The organism is Escherichia sp. Lx600-2 (genome assembly GCF_036662595.1).
GTDB lineage: Bacteria > Pseudomonadota > Gammaproteobacteria > Enterobacterales > Enterobacteriaceae > Escherichia > Escherichia coli.
Genome location: NZ_JAYQWM010000133.1, coordinates 1 through 7,029 on the forward strand (window position 1 = coordinate 1; position 7,029 = coordinate 7,029).

3 protein-coding genes are annotated in these 7,029 nt (G+C 44.4%); all 3 read left to right on the plus strand.

Going from position 1 to position 7,029, the window contains the following annotated elements:
- The first annotated feature begins 162 nt into the window (after positions 1–162).
- On the plus strand, positions 163–1,566 hold the full coding sequence (locus OQV04_RS22820; RefSeq protein WP_042845590.1) for a NarK family nitrate/nitrite MFS transporter: 1,404 nt from the start codon (positions 163–165) through the stop codon (positions 1,564–1,566).
- Positions 1,567–1,635: 69 nt separating this feature from the next.
- Positions 1,636–5,397, plus strand: coding sequence for a nitrate reductase subunit alpha (locus tag OQV04_RS22825; RefSeq protein WP_198860950.1), 3,762 nt, complete (start codon positions 1,636–1,638; stop codon positions 5,395–5,397).
- The gene (narH, locus tag OQV04_RS22830) at positions 5,397–6,938 is read left to right on the plus strand and encodes a nitrate reductase subunit beta (RefSeq protein WP_129466499.1); all 1,542 of its coding nucleotides are present in this window, start codon (positions 5,397–5,399) and stop codon (positions 6,936–6,938) included. Before OQV04_RS22825 ends, narH begins: the two co-directional genes overlap by 1 nt.
- Positions 6,939–7,029: the final 91 nt, after the last annotated feature.

A 7,029-nucleotide genomic window follows, 5' to 3' on the forward strand; every position in this document is an offset into this window, starting at 1 on the left:
ATTTAATTCAAATGATTAAATGGTTGTACTCCCCATACTCCTCTGGTGGTTTATCCAAAAAACGCACAAAATTTGATTTAAATCTGTCTTGATTTAGATCAGCTTCGCGGCGACATATTCGCCACACACTGCGATAAGAAATTGTGTTTATCGGGGTGATTTATGTCTCAACGAGATAATGTTAATAGTGGAGTTGCACAGCAAAATGCCAATAGTGTTATTCAGGACTGGCGTCCTGAAGAAACGCAATTTTGGCAGCAAACAGGAAAACGAATTGCAGAGCGTAATTTGTGGATTTCTATCCCTTGTTTGTTGCTCGCATTTTGCGTCTGGATGTTATTTAGTGCCGTTGCAGTGAATTTAAACAAAGTGGGTTTTAACTTTACCACTGACCAATTATTTTTATTAACAGCATTGCCTTCAGTGTCAGGGGCTTTATTACGAGTACCTTATTCTTTTGTTATTCCTATTTTTGGTGGGCGACGCTGGACAGCCATTAGTACGCTATTTTTGGTGATCCCTTGTATTTGGCTTGGCTACGCTATCCAAGACCCAACTACGCCTTATCAAATATTTGTCATTATTTCCCTTCTTTGTGGTTTTGCTGGGGCTAATTTCGCATCGAGCATGGCGAATATCAGTTTCTTTTTCCCAAAAGCGCGTCAAGGGGGAGCACTAGGTCTGAATGGGGGGTTAGGTAACTTAGGTGTAAGCGTAATGCAATTGGTAGCACCATTTATCGTCGGGGTGGGTGTTTTTGCCTTTGCGGGTGGAACTGGGGCATTACAGCCCGATGGTTCAACCTTATGGCTAGAAAATGCCGCTTGGGTTTGGGTGCCATTTTTATTGTTATTTACAGTGATGGCATGGTTTGGCATGAATGATTTAGCGGCGAATAAAGCGTCATTAAAACAGCAATTGCCAGTGCTTAAACGCGGCCATTTATGGATTTTGAGCCTGTTGTATCTTTCTACCTTCGGTTCATTTATCGGTTTTTCTGCTGGTTTTGCCATGCTTTCTAAAACCCAGTTTCCCGACATTATTATCCTCAAATTTGCCTTTTTTGGCCCTTTCCTTGGTGCATTAGCTCGTCCATTAGGCGGCATGCTGTCAGACCGCTTTGGTGGAGTCAAAGTGACTTTCCTTAACTTTATTGTGATGGCGATTTTCTCTGGCTTGCTATTTTTCACCCTGCCTGAAAACGGACAAGGTGGTTCTTTTGGTGCTTTTTATGGGGTGTTTATGGTGCTGTTTTTAACCGCTGGGTTAGGCAGTGGCTCTACTTTTCAAATGATAGCCGTGGTCTTTCGTAAATTAACTATGGATAAAGCCATTGCCCGAGGTGCTTCAGAGCAAGAAGCACAAAAAGAAGCAGTAACAGAAAGTGCCGCAGCATTGGGTTTTATCTCAGCAATAGGCGCCATCGGTGGTTTCTTTATTCCAAAAGCGTTTGGTACCTCCTTAACGTTGACTGGGTCTCCCGCCGATGCAATGAAAGTGTTCTTTGTGTTTTATCTTTCCTGTGTGTTTATCACCTGGCTAGTTTATGGGCGTACACATAAATAATAACAAGCAATAAAGATTAATTTTAAGCAATGTACGGCGCGAGTCGCCGTCTCTTTGGAGGCAATCCGAATGAGCAAGTTTTTAGATAGATTTCGTTATTTCAAGCAATTAGGTGATACCTTCTCAGGTGAACACGGCCAAGAGTTAAACGTAAACCGTGACTGGGAAAATGGTTATCGTAGCCGTTGGCAGCACGATAAAGTGGTGCGATCTACTCATGGCGTTAACTGCACAGGTTCTTGCAGTTGGAAAATTTACGTCAAAAATGGTCTTGTCACGTGGGAAACGCAACAAACTGATTATCCTCGCACTCGCCCAGATCTACCCGACCATGAACCAAGAGGCTGCCCGCGTGGCGCGAGCTATTCATGGTATTTATATAGTGCTAATCGCGTGAAATATCCGATGATGCGTAAGCGCTTACTTAAACTGTGGCGCGAAGCAAAAGCTGAACATCAAGACCCTGTCAATGCATGGCTTTCTATCATCAGTGATCCGCAAAAGGCGCAAAGCTATAAGCAGGCGAGGGGACGCGGGGGCTTTGTGCGTTCAAGTTGGCAAGAGGTGAATGAACTGATTGCCGCAGCAAATGTGGCAACTATCAAGGAGTTTGGTCCCGATCGCATTGTCGGGTTCTCTCCAATACCTGCGATGTCAATGGTTTCTTACGCGTCGGGAGCGCGCTATTTATCGTTGATCGGTGGTGCATGTTTGAGCTTCTACGACTGGTACTGTGACTTGCCGCCTGCATCCCCCATGACGTGGGGTGAACAAACAGACGTACCAGAATCCGCTGACTGGTATAACTCGTCTTATATTATTGCTTGGGGATCTAATGTTCCGCAAACTCGGACCCCAGATGCCCATTTCTTTGCAGAAGTACGTTATAAAGGAACAAAAACGGTCGCAGTGACGCCAGACTACGCGGAAATTGCCAAATTATGTGACCATTGGTTGAACCCAAAACAAGGGACAGATAGCGCCATGGCAATGGCGATGGGGCATGTGATCCTCAATGAATTCCATGTCAAGCGTGAAGCCGAGTATTTCCGTGAATATATACGCACATATACGGATATGCCAATGCTGGTTATGCTCGATAAACGTGATGATGGCTCTTATGTGGCAGGCCGGATGCTGCGAGCATCTGACTTAGTTGATTCTTTGGGAGAAGAAAAAAACGCCGAATGGAAAACTATCGCCTTTGATGAAGAAACAGGCGAATTGTGTGCACCACAAGGGTCGATGGGGTTTCGTTGGGATGGTAGTCAGAAATGGAATCTAGAACCTAGGGCAGGGCAAGATGCTCATGACATTAAAATGAAACTTAGCCTTGCAGATATGCATGATGAGTTGGTGAATGTAGGGTTCCCGTATTTTGGTGGTTTAGAAAGTGAACATTTCCAAAGCGTTGAACTGAAAGACGTCTTACTGCACAAATTACCCGCGAAACGTATTCAGCTGTCCGATGGTCGTGAGTCTTTGGTGACCAGTGTCTATGATTTGATGCTTGCTAACTATGGTATCGACCGCGGGTTTGGTGATGAAAACTGTGCGGTTGATTACGATGATATGAAAGCCTATTCACCTGCTTGGGCGGAAAAAGTCACCGGTGTTAGCCGCCAAAACATTATTCGTATTGCCCGTGAATTTGCAGATACTGCTGAGAAAACCCATGGCCGTGCGATGGTGATTGTGGGGGCAGGGATTAACCATTGGTATCACATGGATATGACCTACCGTGCGATTATCAACATGTTGATCTTCTGTGGTTGTGTTGGGCAAAGCGGCGGCGGCTGGTCACATTATGTTGGGCAGGAAAAATTACGTCCACAAACAGGTTGGTTGCCATTAGCATTTGGACTTGATTGGCAGCGTCCACCACGCCATATGAACAGCACGTCATTTTTCTATAATCACTCAAGCCAATGGCGCTATGAAACGGTAAGTACTGAGGAATTATTATCGCCTTTAGCAGATAAAAAAGCCTTTAATGGTAGCTTGGTGGATATGAACGTACGTGCCGAACGTATGGGCTGGCTACCCTCAGCACCCCAGTTGAATGTGAACCCACTGAAGATTGCCAAACAAGCACAAGAAGCGGGGCTTTCTCCCGTTGATTTTACTGTTAACCAGTTGAAAGAAGGAAAGATCCGCTTTGCTTCGGAACAACCGGATGACTCACAAAATTTCCCTCGCAACTTGTTTATTTGGCGCTCTAACTTACTTGGTTCTGCTGGGAAAGGTCATGAATATTTATTGAAATATTTATTGGGAACTGAAAACGGTATTCAAGGCAAAGACTTAGGTCAACAAGGTGGCGTAAAACCACAAGAAGTTGAATGGCAAGATAAAGCTGCTGAAGGAAAAGTTGACCTTGTTGTGACATTAGATTTCAGAATGTCGAGTACTTGCTTATTTTCTGATGTCATTCTCCCTACAGCGACGTGGTATGAAAAAGACGATATGAATACATCAGATATGCATCCGTTTATTCATCCGTTGTCAGCTGCTGTTGACCCAGCTTGGGAATCAAAAAGCGATTGGGAAATCTATAAGGGTATTGCTAAAGCCTTCTCGGTGGTTAGTGAGGGGCATTTAGGTCAGGAAATCGATGTGGTGACTCTGCCTATTCAGCACGATAGTGCGGCAGAAATGGCCCAAGCTTTGGATGTTAAAGATTGGAAAAAAGGCCAGTGTGACCTGATCCCAGGTAAAACAGCACCGCATATTATGTGTGTTGAACGTGATTATCCAAGTACTTATGCACGTTTTACCTCTCTTGGCCCACTCATGGATAAATTGGGTAATGGGGGTAAAGGCATCAATTGGAATACACAAGATGAAATTGATTTCCTGAAAAAATTAAATAAAACCCAGCCAGAAGGTGCAAATCAAGGCCGCCCTAAAATTGAAACGGCAATTGATGCCGCAGAGGTCATTCTAACCTTAGCGCCGGAAACCAATGGGCAAGTTGCAGTGAAAGCGTGGGATGCGTTAGGTAAGGTGACTGGGCGTGACCACACCCATTTAGCGCGTTATAAAGAAGATGAAAAAATCCGTTTTCGCGATATTGTTGCACAACCACGTAAAATTATTTCCAGCCCCACATGGTCAGGCTTAGAAGATGAACATGTGTCTTACAATGCTTGCTATACCAATGTTCATGAAATGATCCCTTGGCGTACGCTAAGTGGTCGCCAACAACTTTATCAAGACCATGAATGGATGCGTGCTTTCGGGGAAAGCCTCGTCGTGTATCGCCCACCAATTGATACGCGGGCGGCTCAGCCATTAATGGGCAAAAAGCCTAATGGCTTCCCTGAAAAAGCACTGAATTTCTTAACTCCGCACCAAAAATGGGGTATCCACTCAACTTATAGTGACAATTTATTGATGTTGACATTAGGGCGTGGTGGGCCAGTGGTTTGGCTTAGCGAAGAAGATGCCCGCGAACTGGGTGTTGAAGATAACGATTGGATTGAAGCGTTTAACAGTAATGGTGCATTAACCGCCAAAGCGATCGTTAGCCAACGTATTCCTGATGGCATGATCATGATGTATCACGCCCAAGAACGGTTGATCAACTTACCCGGGTCTGAAATTACGGCTCAACGTGGCGGAATTCATAACTCTGTCACGCGTGTTTGCCCGAAACCGACCCATATGATCGGCGGCTATGCGCACCTTGCTTATAGCTTTAATTACTACGGAACCGTGGGTTCTAATCGTGATGAATTTGTGGTTGTTCGTAAAATGAAACAGGTTGACTGGCTGGATGGTGAAGGTGATGACTACCAGCAGACCTTGAGCGGAAAGGAGAAAGCATAATGAAAATTCGTTCTCAAGTCGGCATGGTATTAAACCTTGATAAGTGTATTGGTTGTCACACTTGTTCAGTGACCTGTAAAAACGTGTGGACCAGCCGCGAAGGTGTTGAATACGCTTGGTTTAATAATGTCGAAACTAAACCGGGTATTGGTTATCCCCATAATTGGGAAGATCAGGACAAATGGAAAGGCGGTTGGATCCGTACTATCAAAGGTAAATTAGTGCCGCGAATGGGTAACAAAGTTGGGGTTTTATCCAAAATTTTTGCCAATCCCGATGTCCCTGCATTAGATGATTATTATGAGCCATTTGATTATGACTATGGCCATTTAAAAAATGCCAAAGAAGGTAAACATGTGCCAACGGCACGTCCGCGCTCTTTGATCACGGGCGAGCGAATGAGCAATGTAAAAATGGGCCCCAATTGGGAGGATGATCTGGGAGGCGAGTTTTCTAAACGTGCACAAGATAAAAACTTTGAGCACATTCAGAAGGAAATGTATGGGCAGTTTGAAAATACCTTCATGATGTATTTACCTCGTCTTTGTGAACACTGTTTGAACCCTACTTGTGTGGCCACGTGCCCAAGCGGTGCCATTTATAAGCGTTCTGAGGATGGCATTGTACTGATTGATCAAGATAAATGCCGCGGCTGGCGTATGTGTTTAACCGGTTGCCCATATAAAAAAATCTATTTCAATTGGAAAAGCGGTAAGTCAGAAAAATGTATTTTTTGTTATCCACGCATTGAGTCTGGGATGCCAACTGTTTGCTCTGAAACCTGTGTTGGTCGCATCCGTTATTTAGGCGTTTTGTTATATGACGCAGATAAAATTGAGTCAGCAGCTAGTGTGGAAAAAGAGACCGATCTTTATCAAAGCCAGTTGGATGTTTTCTTAGATCCCCATGATCCGCAAGTGATTGCTGAGGCTGAAAAACAAGGGATACCATTGAGCGTGATTGAAGCTGCACAAAAATCCCCAGTGTACAAAATGGCAATGGAATGGAAGTTGGCACTGCCATTACACCCTGAATATCGTACATTGCCGATGGTTTGGTATGTGCCGCCTTTGTCACCCATTCAATCTGTTGCAGATTCAGGGCTATTGGCAAGTAATGGGGTATTACCCGATGTAGAAAGCTTGCGCATTCCTGTGCAGTACCTTGCCAATTTATTAACGGCGGGGGACACCGAGCCGGTATTATTAGCACTGAAACGGATGTTGGCGATGCGCCATTATAAACGTGCAGAAACCGTTGAAAACCAATGTGATACTAGTGCACTAGAGCAAGTGGGTTTAACTGAATCACAGGCTCAAGAAATGTACCGTTATTTGGCGATTGCGAATTATGAAGACCGTTTTGTGATCCCATCTAGTCACCGTGAATTAGCACGTGAAGCTTTCCCTGAAGCTAAAGCTTGTGGTTTTAGCTTTGGTGACGGTTGCCATGGTAGTGATAGCAAAACAAATCTGTTTAACAGTAAACGTATTGATGCCATTGATATCACACCAAAAACAACACAGGAGAAAGCACTATGATGACGTTAAAAGTGATTTCTCGTTTATTAGAATACCCTTCAGAGGCGCTTTGGTTACATCGTGATGAACTGATTGAGGCATTAGAACAAGC